The sequence below is a fragment of the Leifsonia sp. 1010 genome, from assembly GCF_031455295.1.
Taxonomy (GTDB): domain Bacteria; phylum Actinomycetota; class Actinomycetes; order Actinomycetales; family Microbacteriaceae; genus Leifsonia.
In genome coordinates, this window is sequence record NZ_JAVDSL010000001.1 from 973,454 (window position 1) to 992,214 (window position 18,761).

Here is an 18,761-nt window from a genome sequence, read left to right on the forward strand (position 1 = left end):
GCAACGGCGCCTGCGGGCGACTATTGTGCAAGCGCAGATGATCTACTAGTCCGGAGGCTGCGATTCAGGGGAGTCACTTCAATGGAAGGACTCGGCTCATCGGCGCCCGGTCGGGGAGGGCAAAGCTGGGCCTCGCGCCGCCGCGGCGGCGAGCCTCTCTCTGCGTCCAGCTGGGATCCAGAGAAACAGCCAGCGACCCGAATCCTCGGTTCCTGATCTCTCATGGGAAAGTCTGCGGCGAAGGCGCCTTTGGGTACGTCGGCTGCGCCGAGTCCGCATGGCGCTAAGCGACCGAGCGGCCCGTCGTCCAGCCCAATGAACGTGAGCGTGGCCGCCCAACCTGCTGACCTAGCAGTGGCGTTTCACGTGAAACGTTACCCGGACTCGACCGAGGGCCCGCTATCGCCGCGGGGATCGAGCGGCCCAGTGGCGCCGAGCAATGGAGCACGCTCGGTCGTCGCCGCAGGCTCAGCGCCGGCCAACCGTAGCCTCTTGCCCGTGCAACAGGCCGCCGCGACCGTTCAGAACCAATAGAGGCTGAGCTACTACAAGTGCGTCGCGGCGTCTCAACCACCAGGGCACGCGTGATGCGCGCGCCGGGAGCTGACTCGCTTCCCGAGTCCCGCATCGGTCGGCGCGCCCACCCGAAGCGACAGCAGTCCCGGTCGTCGACGTTTGGCGTCGCTAGAATTCGCGCCACTCGATCACGCCACGCGCCCGAAGAGAAGCAATCAATCTGGCGACCAGCGAACCGCGAACTAGAGAAGCCAACGACGTTCGAGCATGCTCTGTCACTGTTGCCACCGCAAAACGTGCTTCGCGGACGCGAAACCGAGTCCGGAGCCGCGTGGAACATAGCCTTAGAACCGCTCTGACGCAACGGAAGCACGTGATCCGCGTGTCAGAGAGCGATCGTAAGCGCGCCCGCTATGCCGCCGAGCGGTCCCAATCAGCGCACGCGAGCGCGGATAACGCGCGTGACCTCCGTCAGGACACCCTCACCGAGGGTCAGGACCTCGATATCGGTCACCCTGTACTTCCGAGTCTCCTTGGTTGCGGCTTCGACTTCGGCCGACGCGGCAGCGCCCTTCATCAGGACGAGTTCGCCACCATCGCGGAGCAGGGGAGCGGTCAGCGGAAGAAGCTTGCGGAACGCGCTGACGGCACGGGCCGTCACCTGGTCGAGAGGATCATCGAACCGGGCGTCTTCGGCGCGCGCCCGGAGGACCACCACATTGTCGAGACCGAGCTCAGCAACCTGCTCATTCAGCCACGCAACACGTCGCTCCATCGGCTCGATCAAGACGAACGACACGTCGGGTCGGGCAATGGCGAGCACCAGTCCCGGAAGCCCGGCGCCGCTTCCGACATCCCCGACTCGTCCTGGTCGAAGCAGCGGAGCGACGATCGCGCAGTTCAGGATGTGGCGTGACCACAGGCGGGGGAGTTCCAAAGGTCCGATGAGACCGCGTTCCTCACCCTGCTGCGCCAGGTTCCGCGTGAACTCGCGGGCGAGGTCCATACGGTCGCCGAAGAGGACGGCCGCCGCCTCGGGTTCGTGCTCGACGTCGGTCACAGTTTCACGTGAAACTAAGCGGCGGTGATGACCGTGTAACGGTCGCGGCCTTCGCCTCGCGACGTCGACACGTAGCCGCGCTCCGACACGACGTCATGCACGAGCTTCCGCTCGTAAGACGACATGGGCGGAAGCGCCGCCTCGGCCGCTCCCTCGTCGAGGCGCTCGATCGCGCGGTCGACGAGTCGAGCCAGCTCGGCCTGGCGTGCGTCGCGCGAGCCGGCGATGTCCAGGATGAGGCGAGAGTAACCGCCGGTCTGGTTCTGCACCGCCAGTCGCGTAAGCTCCTGCAGCGCGGCGACAGTGTCTGCATTGGCCAGGAGCGAGAGGTTCGACGACTCGTCGTCGGTGTTGACCGAGATGTACGCACGGCCGTTGCGGGTGTCGATGTCGATGTCGCCGTCGATGTCAGCGATGTCGAGCAGCTCCTCGATGTAGTCGGCCGCGATGTCACCCTCGCGGTCAAGATCGGCAGCAGTCGGCTCGGACGTCTCGGTCGAGACGGGAGCGTCGTCCGCCACCACCTCGGTGAGGTCGGCGGGATCGGGGGAGGAGGTCTGCACGTCGGTCATCGGTTGAAGATCCTAACTACTTTCCGGCCTGCTTCTTCGCGCGAGCCTTGCTCACCGGCTGAACGCGCTGAACCTGCTTCTTGGGCTGCTCCTCGACGGTCAGCACCGTCGCGCCATCCGGCTGGACCAGCTTGCCCTTCTTCGCGAGGCGCGCCTCCCGAGCCTTGGCCGCGTCCGACCCGGGGGTCGGCATGTTACGGATGACGAGGAACTGCTGACCCATGGTCCACAGGTTCGAGGTCAGCCAGTAGAACATGACGCCGAGCGGGAACGCGAAACCGGAGAAGAGGAAGACGAAGGGCAGCAGGTAGAGCAGGATGCGCTGCTGCTTGAACTGCGGGCTCGCCTTGGTCTCCGGCGACATGTTCTTCGAGACGATCTGCAGCTGCGTGAGGAACTGAGACCCGGTCATCAGAATAACCATAACGGCCGCGATGATCATGACGGCGACCTGCGGGGGGTGCGCGTTCATCGCACCCTGGAAGCTCTGGTGCAGCGGTGCGACGCCGAAGAGCGTCGCATTTCCGAACTGCTGCGCAAGCTCCTCGTTCAGCGGGCCGACACCGGCGTGACCGCTCTGCGCGCCGTTGAGCACCTGGAAGAGCGAGAAGAAGACAGGCATCTGCAGAAGCAGAGGCAGGCACGAACTCAGCGGGTTGGTGCCGGTCTTCTTGTAGAGCTCCATCGTCTCGCGCGACATCGCCTCGCGAGAGAACTGATCCTTCTTGCCCTTGTACTTGTCCTGGATCTTCTTCAGCTGCGGCGCGATCTCCAGCATTCGCCGCTGGTTCTTGATCTGGCGCACGAAGATCGGGATCAGCGCCGCACGCACGACCACGGTCAGGCCGACGATGGCCAGGACCCAGGTCAGACCCGCGGCCGGGTCGAGACCCATCTGCGTGAACAGCCAATGGAAGGCGACGAGGATCAGCTCGACGACCCATTTAATGGGCCAGAGGATGAGTCCGATGATGTCAGGCATGACTTCTTGCTAGGCCTTTCCCTGGCTGGTGGCGACGACGAATCCGAACGGGGTCACCCGATACCGCGGCCTCTTCGCCGGGGGGACGTCGTCGACCCCGCCGGCCGCCCACGGATGGCACCGGGCGATGCGCCGGATGCCGAGGAACGAACCCACGATCACGCCGTGCTGCTGGATGGCCTGCAATGCATAGGCCGAGCACGACGGGTAGTACCGGCAGACATCGCCGTAGAGCGGTGAGATCACGGCACGATACGCACGCAGCACCAGCACCGCGGCATTGCGCGGCGCGAGGAGCACTGCTGCGAGCGCGGTGTTCATGAACGGACGCTGCCCTTACTGAGATGACTGCGGCTGGTGAAACGGGACGATGCCCGTGAGAGCTCTTCGTGCAGGCTAGCCCACGGTGCTTGAACAGAGGCTGGCAATGCGCGCACGACCACGTCCAGCCCGGCACTATCGCCCAGACCCGGAGAGTAGAGCGGAAGCAGATCGTAGGCGGCGGCCTTGAGCCGGCGCCGGACCCGGTTCCGCATGACCGCGTTACCGACCGTCTTGCTCACGATAAAGCCGAATCGCACCACACTGGAGTCGGGATTCGGGCGGATGTACGTGACGGTGGACGCTCCAGTGAAGCGAGCACCGCGTCGTACGGTCGCCCGGTAGTCCGCCCCCCGCGTGATGCGATTGGCTTTCGCGAGCACCGGAAGCGGTTACGCCGAAAGCTTCTCGCGGCCCTTGCGGCGGCGAGCGGAGAGGATGGCGCGACCCGCGCGGGTGCGCATGCGCAGACGGAAACCGTGGGTCTTCGCACGCTTGCGGTTGTTCGGCTGGAAGGTTCTCTTGCTCATATCTATCTCCGTGGTGGTCTCTTCACAGGCCTGTGCTGAGAGAAAGAGCCAGCACGGGGAGGCCAGGAAAGTTACAGGGCAGCCGCAACGGCCGCAAGTCAACTGATTAAAACTACGGCCTGGGGTGGGACGAGGTCAAACCGATCGAGTCAAATCCACTGATTATGCACGGTATTAGCAGGGAAGCGATGGCCGACGCGCCGACGTATGCCGCCGATCGGATTTGATCGCTCTTCTGTGGACAAGTTACCGTGAGGTCGAAAGTTATCCCCAGGCCATGCCAATTCTGGCCGGAGATCGCTACGGTATTGCTCACACAGCGGTGGATAACTCTGTGAATACCCACCGGCGGCATCCGAAGCCGCCAACCCGACGAGAGTCACCGGGGGTCGACTCGTCCCCTCGTCGGGCTGACGGCATCCGCAACACAGACGAAGACGGGGAACGATGGCAGGCGGCGAAGAGTCCATAGCTGCGGCATGGCAGGACGTGCTCGGGAAACTCGAGACGGACGACCGGATCACCCCGCAGCTGTACGGGTTCCTCAGCCTGGTCGAGCCCAAGGGCATCATGGCCGGCACCTTCTATCTGGAGGTGCCCAACGAGTTCACCCGCGGAATGATCGAGCAGCGCAGCCGGGTCCCGCTCCTCCACGCGATCGGCTCGCTCGACGATGAGCTGCAGGTCAACACCTTTGCAATCGTGGTGAACCCGGAGATCCAGCAGGACACCATGGCCGGTTCGGCGCCCGAGACCGACTCCGCGCCTTCTTATGTCGAGCAAGCTGCACCGGTCATCTCGACCCCCACTGAGATCACCGCACCGCCGCGCGGCGGCGACACCCGGCTCAATGCCAAGTACAGCTTCGACAACTTCGTTATCGGCCAGTCCAACCGCTTCGCTCACGCGGCCGCGGTGGCGGTCGCCGAGGCGCCGGCCAAGGCGTACAACCCGCTCTTCATCTACGGCGATTCCGGACTCGGCAAGACGCACCTTCTCCACGCGATCGGTCACTACGCGATGAGCCTCTACCCGGGGATCCGGGTTCGCTACGTCTCGTCGGAGGAGTTCACGAACGACTTCATCAACTCGATCGCGAACAACCGCGGCTCGTCGTTCCAGGCGCGCTACCGCAACATCGACATCCTGCTGATCGACGACATCCAGTTCCTCCAGAGGGCGGTCGAGACGCAGGAGGCGTTCTTCCACACCTTCAACACGCTCCACGACCACAACAAGCAGGTGGTCATCACCTCCGACCTCCCGCCGAAGCACCTCACCGGCTTCGAGGACCGTATGCGGTCGCGCTTCGAGTGGGGTCTGATCACCGACGTCCAGGTGCCCGACCTCGAGACCCGCATCGCGATCCTCCGCAAGAAGGCGCAGAGCGAGAAGATCCAGGTACCGGACGACATCCTGGAGTTCATGGCGTCGAAGGTGTCGAGCAACATCCGGGAGCTCGAGGGCACGCTCATCCGTGTGACCGCCTTCGCGAGCCTGAACCGCACGCCCGTCGACATGCCGCTGGTGCAGACCGTGCTGAAGGACCTCATCACGCTGGACGACGACAACGTCATCGCGCCGACGGACATCATCACCAACACGGCCGAGTACTTCAAGCTCAGCGTCGATGACCTCTACGGCTCCAGCCGTTCGCAGGCGGTCGCCACGGCCCGACAGATCGCCATGTATCTGTGCCGCGAGCTCACGAACCTCTCTCTGCCCAAGATCGGCCAGTTGTTCGGCGGCCGCGACCACACCACCGTCATGTACGCCAACAAGAAGATCAGTGAGCTCATGAAGGAGCGTCGCTCGATCTACAACCAGGTCACCGAGCTCACGAGCCGGATCAAGCAGAATCACCGCTACGGCAAGTAGCGACGCGCCCCTCTAGCGCAGAACTTATCCACATATCCATCCCCAGAGTGGGGACAAAGCGTTATTAACACTTGTGGATAACTTGTGGAGAGCTTCCGGAGAACCACACGTTTAATGGGGACTGCGATCCGGATGCTGTGAAAAGGCGTCGCTCGGTCGCATCCCTGCGGATCGTTGTGAACACCCGGAATCCTCAGGTCATCAACAAGTCACCGACGTGTAGTTCCCAGTCGTCGCGCGGCTTCAACAGAGTTATCCACATTTTCCACAGCGGTTAACACGATTACTCCTTAACTCTTTTCAATGAGGGCGGACGACAACCTCAAGGGGTCGGGGGAGCGCCGCTTCAGCGTCACAAGGCAGGCGCTAGGATTTGTGACGTCCGTGACCGTCAAGCCGACAGAGGTGACTTCGTGAAGTTCCAAGCCAATCGGGATGTGTTCAGCGAGGCTGTCTCCTTCGCGGTGAAGCTCCTGCCGCAGCGGACGACCCTGCCCATCCTGAGCGGTGTCCTCATCGAGACGACGGACGACGGGCTTCAGCTGTCATCCTTCGACTACGAGGTGTCGGCCCAGACCCAGATCGCCGCAGAGGTCGAAGAGCCCGGACGCGTCCTGGTCTCCGGCCGCCTCCTCGCTGAGATCGCCTCGAAGCTTCCGAACGCACCGGTGCAGTTCTCGACCGAGGAGTCGAAGATCGTCGTTCGTGCCGGATCGGCGAACTTCACCCTGCTGTCCATGCCGGTCGAGGAATACCCGAGCATCCCGCAGGTGGGCGGCGATGCCGGTCTGGTGCCCGCGGAGGAATTCGCCGAAGCTGTGGCGCAGGTGGGCGTCGCCGCTTCGCGCGACGATGTGACCCCCGTGATCACCGGCGTGCAGCTCGAGGTCGGCGACAACACGCTGGGACTCGTCGCCACCGACCGGTACCGTGTCGCCGTTCGCGAGATCGACTGGGACAACGGCACCACCTCGGGTGAGCCCGTCACCGCGCTCGTTCCGGCACGGACGCTCACCGAGATCGGCAAGACCTTCGGGCACAGCGGGAACGTCTCCATCTCCATCACGAACCGCGAGGACCGGGAGCTGATCGCGTTCACCGCGGACAGGAAGACCGTCACGTCGCTCCTGATCAAGGGCAACTTCCCCCCGGTCCGCCGGCTGTTCCCCGAGCAGGTAGACAACTACGCGGTGATGAACACCGCCGAGCTCATCGAGGCGACCCGCCGAGTCGCTCTCGTCCTCGAGCGCGAGGCCGCGCTCCGCTACACCTTCACCGCCGACGGGCTGACGCTGGAAGCGATCGGATCCGAACAGGCGCAGGCATCCGAGAGCATCGACGCTCTTCTCACTGGCCAGGAGACGGTGGTTTCATTGAAGCCGCAGTTCCTGCTCGATGGTCTCGGTGCGGTGCACTCGGAATTCGTGCGCATCTCGTTCACCAAGACCGAGAACCCCAACAAGCCGGGCCCTGTGCTCATCACGAGCCAGACGTCCAAGGATCAGGCAGGAGCGGACTCTTACAAGTATCTGCTCCAGCCCAACCTGCTCCTGCGCTAGATCCCGGCGCCGCTGAAGCAAAGAAGAGAAGGACAATCATGCACATCGGCCTCATCGGTCTCGGACGCATGGGCAACAACATGCGTGCTCGTCTCGAGAAGAACGGCATCGACGTCACCGGCTACGACACGAACCCCGAGGTCTCCGACGTCGCGACCGTGGCCGACCTCGTCGCGGCGCTCCCCGCTCCGCGCACCGTCTGGGTCATGGTGCCCGCCGGCCAGATCACCGACTCGGTGATCCGCGAGCTCGAGCCGCTGCTCGAGAAGGGTGACCTCGTCATCGACGGCGGAAACTCCAAGTTCACGGAGGACTTCAAGCACTCCGAGCTCCTCGCGCCGCGCGGTGTCGACTTCATGGACGTCGGTGTCTCCGGCGGAATCTGGGGCCTGGAGAACGGTTACGGCCTGATGGTCGGCGGTTCGGCCGAGCAGGTCGAGCGCGTGATGCCCGTCTTCGACGCGCTGCGTCCCGAGGGTCCGCGCGACGAGGGATTCGTCCACGTCGGCGAGGTCGGTGCGGGTCACTACGCGAAGATGGTGCACAACGGCATCGAGTACGCGCTGATGCAGGCATATGCCGAGGGATACGAGCTCCTCGACACCCGCAAGGACATCATCAAGGACGTCACGGGCACCTTCAAGGCCTGGCAGCGCGGAACGGTCGTGCGGTCGTGGCTGCTCGACCTGCTCGTCCGCGCCCTGGAGCAGGACCCGGAGTTCGAGCACATCGAGGGCTACGTGCAGGATTCGGGCGAGGGTCGCTGGACCGTCGAGGAGGCGCTCAACAACGCCGTCCCCGTTCCGACGATCAGCGCCTCGATTTTCGCGCGCTTCGTCTCGCGCCAGGAGGACTCGCCGGCCATGAAGGCGGTCGCCGCCCTGCGCAACCAGTTCGGCGGCCACGCCGTCAAGGCCGTCGACTGAGACGCGTGAACTGAAAACTCTGTGCGTGTCACTCATCTCTCCCTGACCGACTTCCGCAATTACCGCACTGCGGAGGTGCCGTTCGCGGCCGGCGCGAACCTCTTCGTCGGCCGCAACGGCCAGGGAAAGACGAATCTCGTCGAATCGCTCGGCTACCTGAGCACCCTCGGGTCGCATCGGGTGTCGAGCGATCAGGCGATGATCCGCAAGGATGCCGACGCGGCGATCGTCCGGGCGCGCATCCAGCACGAGGGCCGGGAGATCCTCGTCGAGGTGCAGCTGAACCGCAGCTCACCGAACCGCGCCCAGGTGAATCGGGCCGCGATCAAGCCGCGTGAATTGCCGCGGTATTTCTCGAGCGTTCTCTTCGCACCGGAGGACCTCGCTCTGGTCCGGGGCGAGCCGGGCATCCGCCGACGCTTCCTTGATCAGCTGCTGATCCAGCGGAACCCGCGGTTCTCGGCCGTCATCGCCGACTACGAGCGCGTGCTGAAGCAACGGAACACGCTGCTCAAGTCGGCGCGCGCCTCCCGTGTGCGGGAGGATCAGCTAGGCACTCTCGAGATCTGGGACGATCGGCTCGTCCAGCTCGGTTCCGAGCTGATGGATGCGCGTCTCGACCTGGTCGGGCGCTTGAGCGATCCCCTCGTCGCGGCCTACCGCTCGGTCGCCGGCGACGACCATCATCCGCGACTGCTCCCGCAGCTCACCGTCTACGGTGCGCACGTCGACGAGGAGGATGGCGCGACGGAAGAGGATGTAACGGGCTCACCCGGTGTCGCGACCCCGGAGGCGTTCCGGCGGGCGCTCGCGGCCGTGCGCCGCAAGGAGCTCGATCGCGGTCTCACGCTGGTCGGACCGCACCGCGATGATGTGCTGTTCGAGCTGAATGCTCTTCCCGCGAAGGGATACGCCAGCCACGGTGAATCGTGGTCGTTCGCCCTGGCACTCAAGCTGGCCTCGGCGGAACTGCTCCGCCAGGAGTCGACGACCGGCGACCCTGTGCTCATCCTCGACGACGTCTTCGCCGAACTCGACCAGGCTCGGCGGCGGATGCTCGCAACCGCCGTGGCCGGTTACGAGCAGGTGCTGATCACCGCGGCCGTTTACGACGACGTGCCGGACGAGCTCACTGCGCACACGGTCCGCATCGAAGCGGGCAGCATCGTGGAGACGCCCGATGCCTGATCGCGCAACCCGCAACACGCCGAGCGAGAGCGAGGCGTCCGCCGTCTATCTGCGGCTGAAGGCGCTGTTCACCGGCACGACCTCCCGAAGCCGCCGCGGCCCGCGTCGCGAGGAGAGCACGACCGGCAGCCAGCCCTTCGGGTCGGGGCGCGACCCGCGCGGTGTCGGTGACGTCGTCGACGCGCTCGCGGCGCAGCTCGGCTGGACCTCCGCCCTCGCAAAGTCCGACCTGCTCGAAGGATGGCGTGAACTGGCGGGGGAGGAGACCGCGAAGCACGCCGAACCGGACCAGATCGCAGACGGCGTCCTCGTGGTCCGGTGCGAGTCGACGGCATGGGCGACGCAGCTGCGGATGATGCGATCGGAGCTTCTCGCGCGCATCGCGGAGCGATTCCCCGAGGCGGGCATCGAGTCGATCCGTTTTCAAGGGCCGGACGCCCCCTCCTGGAAAAGAGGCCCCAGGTCGATTCCAGGGCGTGGCCCGCGCGATACTTACGGCTGAGAGCGCAAAAGAGGTCGCCACAGTGCGGAAAAAGCCTCAGACGGCCGTTTTCGGGGATTTCGGCCCCCGTCTCTTGGTAGAATGGAACGTCACTGTTGAGTGCGGTCAGGAGCCTAATTTCATATGACGATGGAACCGAACGCGGCCGGGACGGAACACGAATACGGCGCTAATGAGATCCAGGTCCTCGAGGGTCTCGAAGCCGTCCGCAAACGACCCGGGATGTACATCGGTTCCACCGGTCCCCGCGGTCTTCACCACCTGGTCTACGAGATCGTCGACAATTCCGTTGACGAGGCCCTCGCCGGTCATGCCGACAACATCGAGGTGACGATCCTCCCCGATGGCGCCGTGCGGGTCGACGACAACGGTCGTGGTATCCCGGTGGATGAGCACCCGGTCGAGAAGAAGTCCACGGTGGAGGTCGTCCTCACCATCCTGCACGCCGGCGGAAAGTTCGGCGGTGGCGGGTACGCGGTGTCGGGCGGACTCCATGGTGTCGGCAGCTCTGTTGTGAACGCCCTGTCCAGCCGCCTCGACGTCGAGGTGCACCGCCAGGGTCACGTATGGAGGCAGAGCTACCGCAACGGTGTTCCGCAGGCTCCGCTCGAGAAGGGCGAGGCGTCGGACCGCACCGGGACGATCATCACGTTCTGGCCGAGTGCCGAGACGTTCGAGACGATCGTGTTCGACTACGAGACGCTGCGCACGCGGTTCCAGCAGATGGCCTTCCTGAACAAGGGCCTGCGCATCGCGATCACCGACGAGCGCGCGCCCGAGATCGAGCACGTCGAGGGCGAGGTCGACGAGGAGCACACTCCGCGTCACGAGGTCTTCCTCTACGAGCGCGGCCTGATGGACTACGTGCAGTACCTGAACTCCGCGAAGAAGGTGGAGGTCGTCCACGACGAGATCATCTCGTTCGAGTCGGAGGACACCGACCGCAAGATCGCTCTCGAGGTCGCCATGCAGTGGACGACCAGCTACAACGAGAGCGTGTTCACCTACGCGAACACGATCAACACGCACGAGGGCGGCACGCACGAAGAGGGCTTCCGCGCCGCGCTGACCACGCTGGTCAACCGGTATGCGCGCGAGAAGGGCATCCTCAAGGAAAGGGATGACAACCTCTCGGGCGACGACGTGCGCGAGGGTCTGACCGCTGTCATCTCCGTGAAGCTCTCCGAGCCGCAGTTCGAGGGCCAGACCAAGACGAAGCTCGGCAACACCGAGGCCAAGGCCTTCGTGCAGAAGGTCGTCGGCGATCAGCTCGGCGACTGGTTCGACCGCAACCCGAACCAGGCGAAGGACATCATCCGCAAGGCGCTCCAGGCCGCGACCGCGCGCCTCGCCGCCCGCAAGGCCCGCGAGACCGCGCGCCGCAAGGGCCTGCTGGAGAGCGGCGGGATGCCGGGCAAGCTCAAGGACTGCCAGTCGAAGGACCCGACGATCTCGGAGATTTTCATCGTCGAGGGTGACTCGGCCGGCGGCTCCGCCGTGCAGGGCCGCAACCCGGAGACGCAGGCGATCCTGCCGTTGCGCGGCAAGATCCTCAACGTCGAGAAGGCGCGGCTCGATCGCGCCCTCGGCAACAACGAGGTGCAGGCGATGATCACGGCATTCGGCGCCGGCATCGGTGAGGACTTCGACCCGGAGAAGGCGCGGTACCACAAGATCGTGCTCATGGCCGACGCCGACGTGGACGGCCAGCACATCACCACGCTGCTCCTCACGCTGCTGTTCCGCTATATGCGCCCGATGATCGAGCTCGGCTACGTCTACCTGGCGCAGCCGCCGCTCTACCGGCTCAAGTGGTCCAACGCCGAGCACGAGTACGTGTACTCCGACCGCGAGCGCGACGCGTTCCTGGCCGAGGGGCTCGCGGCTGGCAAGCGCATCCCGAAGGACAACGGCGTGCAGCGCTACAAGGGTCTCGGTGAGATGGACTACCAGGAGCTGTGGGAGACCACGATGAACCCGGAGACGCGGACGCTGCTCCAGGTCACGCTCGACGACGCGGCCGCCGCGGACGAGATCTTCGCCACGCTGATGGGCGAGGACGTCGAGTCGCGCCGCTCGTTCATCCAGAAGAACGCCAAGGACGTGCGGTTCCTCGACATCTGATGCTCCGGCATGGATGAACGACGAGGGATCGCGAGGGAGAGAAGACTGTGACGGACGAAGAGAACGTGTCGGGCGAAAGCGGGGCCGGCTTCGGCATCCACGGCAGGATCGACCAGGTCGACCTGCAGTCGGAGATGCAGCGGTCGTACCTCGACTACGCCATGTCGGTCATCATCGGGCGCGCACTGCCCGAGGTGCGCGACGGCCTGAAGCCGGTGCACCGCCGCGTGATCTACGCGATGTTCGACGGCGGCTACCGCCCGGACAAGGCGTTCTCCAAGTGCGCGCGCGTCGTCGGCGACGTGATGGGACAGTTCCACCCGCACGGCGACTCGGCGATTTACGACGCGCTGGTCCGCCTCGTCCAGCCGTGGAGCCTGCGGTACCCGCTGGCCCTCGGCCAGGGCAACTTCGGCTCGCCGGGCAACGACGGCGCCGCGGCCCCGCGGTACACCGAGACGAAGATGGCCCCGCTCGCGCTCGAGATGGTGCGGGACATCGACGAGGAGACCGTCGACTTCCAGGACAACTACGACGGACGCACCCAGGAGCCCGCGGTCCTCCCCAGCCGGTTCCCGAACCTGCTCGTCAACGGCTCCGTCGGCATCGCGGTCGGCATGGCCACCAACATCCCGCCGCACAACCTGCGCGAGGTGGCCGATGGTGCTCTGTGGCACCTGCAGCATCCCGAAGCCTCCCGCGAGGAGCTGCTCGAGGAGCTCATCAAGCGGATCAAGGGACCGGACTTCCCGACCGGCGCGCAGATCCTCGGCGTCAAGGGCATCCACGACGCCTACCGCACCGGTCGCGGCTCGATCACGATGCGCGCCGTCGTCACGATCGAGGAGATCCAGGGCCGGGTCTGCCTCGTCGTCACCGAGCTGCCGTACCAGGTCAACCCGGACAACCTGGCGATCAAGATCGCGGACCTCGTCAAAGAGGGTCGGATCGGCGGTATCGCCGACATCCGCGACGAGACCTCCGGCCGCACGGGCCAGCGCCTCGTGATCGTGCTGAAGCGCGACGCGGTCGCCAAGGTCGTGCTGAACAACCTGTACAAGCACACGCAGCTGCAGGAGAACTTCGGCGCGAACATGCTCGCGATCGTCGACAACGTGCCGCGCACCCTGGCGCTCGACGGATTCATCACCGCGTGGGTGGATCACCAGATCGAGGTCATCGTCCGGCGCACGCGCTTCCGTCTGCGCAAGGCGGAGGAGCGCGCCCACATCCTGCGCGGCTACCTCAAGGCGCTGGATGCGCTCGACGAGGTCATCGCGCTCATCCGCCGCTCGCCGACGGTCGACGACGCACGCGATGGGCTGAAGACGCTTCTCGACGTCGACGACGTGCAGGCGGATGCGATCCTCGCGATGCAGCTCCGCCGCCTGGCCGCCCTCGAGCGGCAGAAGATCGTGGACGAGGCCGATGCGATCGAGAAGCAGATCGCCGAATTCCACGCCATCCTCGACGACCCGATGCGCCAGCGCTCGATCGTCAGCGAGGAGCTCACCGAGATCGTCGACCGCTTCGGCGACGACCGACGCACCGAGATCATGTTCGGCTACGACGGCGACATGAGCGTCGAAGACCTGATCCCCGAAGAGGAGATGGTGGTCACCGTCACCCGCGGCGGCTACATCAAGCGGACGCGCAGCGACAACTACCGCAGCCAGCACCGCGGCGGGAAGGGCGTCAAGGGCGCGCAGCTGCGCGGCGAGGATGTCGTCGACCACTTCTTCGTGACGACGACGCACCACTGGCTCCTCTTCTTCACGAACAAGGGACGCGTGTACCGCGCCAAGGCCTACGAGGTGCAGGAGGCCGGGCGCGACGCCAAGGGTCAGCACGTCGCCAACCTGCTCGCCATGCAGCCGGATGAGGAGATCGCCGAGATCCTCGACATCCGCGACTACCAGGCGGCCAAGTACCTCGTGCTCGCCACGCGCGACGGCCTGATCAAGAAGACGGCGCTCGAGGAGTACGACACCAACCGTACGGGCGGGATCATCGCGATCAAGCTGCGTGAGGACGACGAGCTCGTCTCCGCGCTGCTGGTCGAAGAGGACTCCGACCTGCTCCTCGTCTCGCGCAAGGGCATGTCCATCCGGTTCACGGCGTCCGACGAGGCCCTCCGTCCGATGGGACGGTCGACCTCCGGTGTCATCGGTATGCACTTCCGCGGCGACGACCGGTTGCTGGACGCTTCGGTGGTATCCGACGAGGGCTACGTGTTCGTCGTCACCGAGGGCGGGTATGCGAAGCGCACCGCTGCGGACCAGTACCGCCTGCAGAACCGCGGTGGTCTGGGCATCAAGGTGGCCAAACTCAACGACGACCGGGGCGACCTGGTGGGTGCGCTGATCGTCGGCGAGGACGACGAGGTCCTTGTGGTTCTTGCCAGCGGCAAGGTGGTACGCTCTGCCGTGGCCGAGGTACCAGCCAAGGGCCGCGACACCATGGGTGTCGTCTTTGCACGTTTCGCCGAGTCCGACAAGATCATCGCTCTGGCGAAGAACACCGAACGTGATCTCGAATCCTCCCTTCCCGCGGAGGATACCGAGGCCGTCGGGAAGGATGAAACCGTAGATGAGCAGTAGCGTCGCCGAGAAGTTGGCCAAGAAGTCGTCCCGTCGACCCGCATCCGCGAAGCAGGTGCGGCTGAAGCTGGTGTACATCGACTTCTGGTCGACCGTGAAGCTGTCGTTCCTCGCCGGGATCTGCCTCGCGATCATCGCCATCGTCGGTACGTTCCTGATCTGGACCGTGCTCGACCGCACCGGCATCTTCGACCAGGTGAACAGCCTGTTCAAGGACATCTCGGGCGCCGGCGGCAGCGACCTCCGCTCGGTCCTCGGGCTCGGTCAGGTGATGGGCTTCTCGCTCATCGTGGCCATCCTCGACATCGTCGTGGTGACCGCCCTGGGCGCCGTGTTCGCGCTGCTGTACAACCTCTCGGTGAAGATCACCGGCGGTCTCCTGGTCGGTTTCACCAACAACTGACCGATTTCGCAATGCTCGGGCAGATCGGGTAGTCTCGTATCTGCCCATTCGGGGATATAGCTCAGGCGGTTAGAGCGCTTCGCTGATAACGAAGAGGTCCGAGGTTCAAGTCCTCGTATCCCCACCATCACCTCATACGGGGCCTTAGCTCAGTTGGTAGAGCGCCTGCTTTGCAAGCAGGATGTCAGGAGTTCGAATCTCCTAGGCTCCACCCTTACGGGTCTGTCGCGGTTCACGACTGCGGCGGGACGATCGTCCGCGTCGGGAACGGGCTCGAGTACGAAACGCTCGTGGTCACGCTCCCCAGTGTTCCGACGCGACCGCTGATCTGCTCCAGGTGGCGCATGGAGGTTGCGACCACTTTGAGGATGAAGCAGTCGTCTCCGGTGACATGGTGCGCTTCGATCACTTCGGGGATCTCGGCGAGCAGGTCGTGGAGCGGCTTGTACTGACTGCTGGGGTAGCGCAGCCGCAGATACGCGAGGATCCCGAAGCCCAGCCGCTCGGGATCGATCACCGCCCGATAGCCGGTGATCACACCGGCCTCCTCCAACCGCCGCACGCGTTCGGCCACCGCACTGTTCGACATGTGGACGGTGCGGGCCAGCTCGGCGATCGACTGCCGGCCGTCGCGCTGCAGCTCCGCCAGGATGCTCCGGTCGGTGCTGTCGACGGCGAACGCTGAAGTGACGGTCATGGCGCGATTCTGCCACGAGATCGACGGCCGCGGCGGCCGAACGCCGTGGATCGGCCCTTCAACCGGCTGCCGCGTTTTCCTAGTCTCGTGGCATGAAGACAATGACCGAAGACGCCATCGAGCACTTCTCCGCGAAGCTCCGCTTTGAGACCGATCCGTCCGATGTGCACGCCGCGTTCGAGCGTGGTGAGCGCTTCGTCCTCATCGACAGCCGGGCCGCCGCCGCATGGAATCACGGACGCGTGGCGGGAGCCGTCCACCTCCCGACCGCGGAAATCGAAGAGCGGGCGCCCGGGTCGATTCCGCTGGACACGCCCGTCGTCGTCTACTGCTGGGGTCCGGGATGCAACGGCTCCACCCGAGCAGCCCTCGCTTTCAGCCGTCTGGGCTACGAGGTGCGGGAGATGATCGGCGGCTACGAGTACTGGGTGCGAGAGGGTCTCCCGACCGAGGACGAGTCGGGCCGCCGCATGACTGCGTCGGTCGACCCCCTCACCGCGCCGCGCGGGATCGGCTGCGCCTGCTAAGCTGGTAGGGCAGGACGCGAAAGCCTCCCGCAACAGCCAACGCCCCGCTCGCGCGGGGCGTTGTGTCTTTCACGGACGCCAGATGTACTCGCTTATCGTCACAGAGCGAATGTTCCTGACGATCTTGTCGATCACCCGCGCAGATCGTGGATCACGCTCCTCGATCGTGCGATGCCGATTCAGGAAGTACGTAGCGATGTCAGCGGCCTGCAGCATCCGACTGTCGCCGGAGGGCCCGAAGTAGAGGGTGTCGGCAATGCATTCCAGTGTTCGTGTGGTGTATCCGGGGACCGCCTGCAGCTTGAAGCTGCGCAGGCTCCTTCTGGCGTTCCCGGCTGAATGGTGCTCGTCGGCAAGGACCAGCCCGAGACCATCCTCGTCCATGCCACCCAACCGCATGTGCACATCTTCCAGGGTGTGGGCGAGCGCAAGGAGATGCGCGGGAAAGGGCCGTGCATATCGCGACCGCTGAGCGACCAGATCCACGCCTCTGAAGACGAACCGTGCAGTCGAGGCGGCCAAGATCTTGGCCACGACATCGCACGCTTTGATACGCCAACTGACGGGGACGCCCTCCCACCTGCCTTTGCCCTGGAACATCTCGACAGCATGGAACTCGGTGTGAGGGTCGAACGCGCGCACATTGGTCGCGATGAGGCGGCCGAGCTCGTCGATGCTCTCTTCGATGTGCCGTACGGCCGCCGCATCGGCGATCAGCGCACCGAAGAAGTAGAAGCGGTCGTCGCGGGCGGATTCGTCGAGGTAGACCAGGCGCATGCTGGGCGACTTTAGCCGTCTCCCAGGGTGGCGCTCGGCCGGTTGTCCGCAATCGGCGGCTACTTCAGCAGCCGGGAGAGCACGCGATCGGCGAGGGGCTTGCCGCCGGTCTGGCACGTCGGGCAGTACTGGAAGGTGGAGTCGTGGAAGATGACCTGCCGGATGGTGTCGCCGCACACAGGGCACGGCTGGCCGGTGCGTCCGTGCACGCGCAGGTTCGACTTCTTCTCGCTCTTCAACTCAGAGGCGGCCAGACCGTCCGCCCGAGCGAGAGCCTCCCGCAGCGTGGTCCGCATCGCTTCGTACAGGCGGGCGACGTCGTCGTGCGCCATGTTGGCCGGCTTGTACGGTGACATCTTGGCGACGTGGAGGATCTCGTCGGAGTAGGCGTTCCCGATCCCTGCGATGAGCGACTGGTTGCGGAGCACGCCCTTGATCTGTGCGCGACCCTGCCCGGCGAGGATGCCGGCGAACGCCTCTTCGGTGAACGACGGGTCGAGCGGGTCCGGGCCGAGGCGCTGGATGCCGGGAACCTCCGCGGGATCGCGAACGACGTAGATGGCGAGGCTCTTCTTCGTTCCGGCCTCGGTGATGTCGAGGCCGGAACCGTCGTCGAGGACGAGACGCGCCGCGAGGGGGCCCTTGCCCAGGCGGCCGTTGGGCGGTGGCGGAGGCGAGTCGCGCCAGCGGATCCAGCCCGCTCGTGCGAGATGCACGACGACGTGGAGCTCGCCCGCGGCGATGTCGAGGAACTTGCCATGGCGGCTCACGCCGGCGATCGTCAAGCCGTGCAGAGCGTCGGCCGGCGGGTCGAAGGTCTTCAGTGCGGAGAAGGCGACGATGCTCAACCGGTCGATGACACGCTGCTTCAGCCGGCCATCGAGGTCGGCGGCGAGGGCGGTGACTTCCGGCAGTTCGGGCATCACCCCTAGTCTGCCCTCGTCCACCGACAATGGCAGTACGTTGGTGCGATGGATATCAGAGTGGCTGCCTATGGCGTCATTGTCGACGGCGACCGCATCCTGCTCGCCCACTGGAACGAAGGCGGCCGGTCGGGCTGGACCCTGCCGGGCGGCGGTATCGACCCGGGCGAGGACCCGGTGGATGCGGTGGTCCGTGAGATCGCGGAGGAGACCGGCTATGTCGCTGAGGCCGGCGACCTGCTGGGGATCGACTCCAAGGTGATCCCGGCCGAGCACCGCTTCGCACCGGACGCCGGGCCGATGCACGCCCTGCGGATCGTCTACCGCGCGCGGGTCGTCGGCGGGTCGCTCACCAACGAACTCGATGGCACGACCGACGAGGCGGCGTGGTTCCCCCTGGACCGCATCCCGAGCCGCCGCGTCGAGTTGGTGGACACGGCGCTCGAGATGGCCGGACTGGCCGGCGGCCGCTAGACCGTCGCGGGGCCGCGTCCCTGCTGGTTCGGGATGACGATCCACATCACCAGGTAGGCGATGAACTGCGGACCCGGCAGCAGGCACGACAGCAGGAACAGGACGCGGACGGTCCACGGCCGGAGGCCGAAGCGGTTCGCCAAGCCGGCGCACACGCCGGCGATCACACGGCCATCACGGGGACGCATCAAAGTGCTCATGC

General features: G+C 65.3%; 20 protein-coding genes and 2 tRNA genes. 12 read left to right on the top strand and 10 right to left on the bottom strand.

Annotated features, from left to right (window positions below; genetic code table 11):
- Positions 1–949 precede the first annotated feature (949 nt).
- From rsmG to rpmH, 6 genes are all read right to left on the bottom strand, one after another.
- On the bottom strand, positions 950–1,522 hold the full coding sequence (gene rsmG / locus J2Y42_RS04690) for a 16S rRNA (guanine(527)-N(7))-methyltransferase RsmG (RefSeq protein ID WP_309858022.1): 573 nt from the start codon (positions 1,520–1,522) through the stop codon (positions 950–952).
- 68 nt (positions 1,523–1,590) lie between these two features.
- Positions 1,591–2,148, bottom strand: coding sequence for a R3H domain-containing nucleic acid-binding protein (locus J2Y42_RS04695; protein WP_309855480.1), 558 nt, complete (start codon positions 2,146–2,148; stop codon positions 1,591–1,593).
- A 16-nt stretch (positions 2,149–2,164) separates the two neighbouring features.
- Positions 2,165–3,130, bottom strand: a complete 966-nt coding sequence (gene yidC / locus J2Y42_RS04700; RefSeq protein ID WP_309855482.1) for a membrane protein insertase YidC — start codon at positions 3,128–3,130, stop codon at positions 2,165–2,167.
- A 9-nt stretch (positions 3,131–3,139) separates the two neighbouring features.
- A complete protein-coding gene (gene yidD / locus J2Y42_RS04705) occupies positions 3,140–3,451 on the bottom strand; it encodes a membrane protein insertion efficiency factor YidD (RefSeq protein WP_309855484.1) in 312 nt (103 codons plus the stop codon).
- Entirely contained in the window at positions 3,448–3,834 is a 387-nt protein-coding gene (rnpA, locus tag J2Y42_RS04710) for a ribonuclease P protein component (RefSeq protein ID WP_309855486.1), read from the bottom strand. Before rnpA ends, yidD begins: the two co-directional genes overlap by 4 nt.
- Before the next feature lie 9 nt (positions 3,835–3,843).
- The gene (gene rpmH, locus J2Y42_RS04715) at positions 3,844–3,981 is read right to left on the bottom strand and encodes a 50S ribosomal protein L34 (RefSeq protein ID WP_018189031.1); all 138 of its coding nucleotides are present in this window, start codon (positions 3,979–3,981) and stop codon (positions 3,844–3,846) included.
- Between the two features lie 447 nt (positions 3,982–4,428).
- On the opposite strand from rpmH, the gene dnaA reads away from it, so the two are divergent.
- The 10 genes from dnaA (at position 4,429) to J2Y42_RS04765 (ending at position 15,372) form a co-directional block, all read left to right on the top strand.
- Positions 4,429–5,859 carry a chromosomal replication initiator protein DnaA gene (gene dnaA, locus J2Y42_RS04720; protein ID WP_309855489.1) on the top strand — a complete coding sequence of 477 codons (1,431 nt, stop codon included), beginning with the start codon at positions 4,429–4,431 and terminating at the stop codon, positions 5,857–5,859.
- A gap of 413 nt (positions 5,860–6,272) precedes the next feature.
- Positions 6,273–7,418 (top strand): DNA polymerase III subunit beta, encoded by a 1,146-nt coding sequence (gene dnaN, locus J2Y42_RS04725; RefSeq protein WP_309855491.1) that lies wholly within the window; start codon positions 6,273–6,275, stop codon positions 7,416–7,418.
- 38 nt (positions 7,419–7,456) lie between these two features.
- Positions 7,457–8,344: a phosphogluconate dehydrogenase (NAD(+)-dependent, decarboxylating) gene (gene gnd, locus J2Y42_RS04730; RefSeq protein ID WP_309855493.1), complete on the top strand. Its 888-nt coding sequence runs from the start codon at positions 7,457–7,459 to the stop codon at positions 8,342–8,344.
- A 21-nt stretch (positions 8,345–8,365) separates the two neighbouring features.
- Entirely contained in the window at positions 8,366–9,532 is a 1,167-nt protein-coding gene (recF, locus tag J2Y42_RS04735) for a DNA replication/repair protein RecF (protein WP_309855495.1), read from the top strand.
- Positions 9,525–10,034, top strand: a complete 510-nt coding sequence (locus J2Y42_RS04740; RefSeq protein ID WP_309855497.1) for a DciA family protein — start codon at positions 9,525–9,527, stop codon at positions 10,032–10,034. Before recF ends, J2Y42_RS04740 begins: the two co-directional genes overlap by 8 nt.
- A 123-nt stretch (positions 10,035–10,157) precedes the next feature.
- Complete coding sequence (gene gyrB / locus J2Y42_RS04745; RefSeq protein ID WP_309855499.1) at positions 10,158–12,158, top strand: DNA topoisomerase (ATP-hydrolyzing) subunit B; 2,001 nt, start codon at positions 10,158–10,160, stop codon at positions 12,156–12,158.
- A 47-nt stretch (positions 12,159–12,205) separates the two neighbouring features.
- Positions 12,206–14,758: a DNA gyrase subunit A gene (gene gyrA, locus J2Y42_RS04750; protein WP_309855500.1), complete on the top strand. Its 2,553-nt coding sequence runs from the start codon at positions 12,206–12,208 to the stop codon at positions 14,756–14,758.
- Positions 14,748–15,161, top strand: coding sequence for a DUF3566 domain-containing protein (locus J2Y42_RS04755; protein WP_309855501.1), 414 nt, complete (start codon positions 14,748–14,750; stop codon positions 15,159–15,161). The genes gyrA and J2Y42_RS04755 overlap by 11 nt, the downstream gene beginning before the upstream one ends.
- A 50-nt stretch (positions 15,162–15,211) precedes the next feature.
- Positions 15,212–15,288 (top strand) — tRNA-Ile (locus J2Y42_RS04760).
- A gap of 11 nt (positions 15,289–15,299) precedes the next feature.
- Positions 15,300–15,372: transfer RNA gene (locus J2Y42_RS04765), tRNA-Ala, on the top strand.
- Between the two features lie 21 nt (positions 15,373–15,393).
- Here J2Y42_RS04765 and J2Y42_RS04770 read toward each other — a convergent pair.
- Complete coding sequence (locus tag J2Y42_RS04770; protein WP_309855502.1) at positions 15,394–15,858, bottom strand: Lrp/AsnC family transcriptional regulator; 465 nt, start codon at positions 15,856–15,858, stop codon at positions 15,394–15,396.
- A gap of 101 nt (positions 15,859–15,959) precedes the next feature.
- Here J2Y42_RS04770 and J2Y42_RS04775 point away from each other — a divergent pair, with 101 nt between their 5' ends.
- Positions 15,960–16,385, top strand: coding sequence for a rhodanese-like domain-containing protein (locus J2Y42_RS04775; RefSeq protein WP_309858025.1), 426 nt, complete (start codon positions 15,960–15,962; stop codon positions 16,383–16,385).
- A gap of 69 nt (positions 16,386–16,454) precedes the next feature.
- Here J2Y42_RS04775 and J2Y42_RS04780 read toward each other — a convergent pair whose 3' ends face one another.
- Positions 16,455–17,162 (bottom strand): DUF3800 domain-containing protein, encoded by a 708-nt coding sequence (locus J2Y42_RS04780; protein WP_309855503.1) that lies wholly within the window; start codon positions 17,160–17,162, stop codon positions 16,455–16,457.
- Between the two features lie 59 nt (positions 17,163–17,221).
- On the bottom strand, positions 17,222–18,085 hold the full coding sequence (locus J2Y42_RS04785; protein ID WP_309855504.1) for a DNA-formamidopyrimidine glycosylase family protein: 864 nt from the start codon (positions 18,083–18,085) through the stop codon (positions 17,222–17,224).
- Positions 18,086–18,133: 48 nt separating this feature from the next.
- Between J2Y42_RS04785 and J2Y42_RS04790 the strand changes: the two genes are divergently transcribed.
- On the top strand, positions 18,134–18,559 hold the full coding sequence (locus tag J2Y42_RS04790) for an NUDIX hydrolase (protein WP_309855505.1): 426 nt from the start codon (positions 18,134–18,136) through the stop codon (positions 18,557–18,559).
- Here the strand turns inward: J2Y42_RS04790 and J2Y42_RS04795 are convergent.
- Positions 18,556–18,759, bottom strand: a complete 204-nt coding sequence (locus J2Y42_RS04795) for a PspC domain-containing protein (protein WP_309855507.1) — start codon at positions 18,757–18,759, stop codon at positions 18,556–18,558. The genes J2Y42_RS04790 and J2Y42_RS04795 overlap by 4 nt on opposite strands.
- Between the last annotated feature and the right edge of the window lie 2 nt (positions 18,760–18,761).